Source organism: Bacillus cereus group sp. BfR-BA-01355 (assembly GCF_022663675.1).
Classification (GTDB): Bacteria; Bacillota; Bacilli; order Bacillales; family Bacillaceae_G; genus Bacillus_A; species Bacillus_A thuringiensis_S.
The window spans coordinates 1-510 of sequence record NZ_JAKUFY010000299.1 but is presented as its reverse complement, the minus strand read 5'-3'; the positions used below and the strand labels follow the sequence as shown (position 1 = coordinate 510).

Here is a 510-nt window from a genome sequence, read left to right as displayed (position 1 = left end):
ATATCTTCTATACCAGAAAAATGCGTCTTTAATATTGACAAGTCGGATGTTTCTAAATCATTTGTCGAATAATCAGATGCCGTCTTAATACTTTCCTGTTGACTAGAACAACATTCAACAATTTCAACTAACGTATCCTTGTATAGTCTTCCCAGTTCATGCATTGTCTCTTCCATATATCGACTCGCATCATATGTGATTACGAAACATAACTTATCCTGTTTGATACTTCCATTGAAATTAATACTTCCTGGCATTCTGTTTTCTTTTGCATTACTTAGCTGTATAGAGTGAGTTATATAACCCAAAAACTCCTCACTTATTAAACTACCATCTATCTCTCCTAAATAATTAAAATATATATCAACATTTAGATTAAGATTTTCTTCCATTAACAGTCCATATCCAATTCCATAATTCGGAACATTCCTAAGCATTTCTTTCGTTACTATAATACTCTCCGAGATTTCCTCTTTACCCTCTATAATTACAGGGTACATACTCGTAAAC

1 protein-coding gene is annotated in these 510 nt (G+C 32.4%); it reads right to left on the bottom strand.

All coding sequences use genetic code 11. The features are described from left to right. Positions 1–510: condensation domain-containing protein (locus MR167_RS31730; RefSeq protein WP_242316251.1), on the bottom strand; the 510-nt coding region annotated here is incomplete at both ends.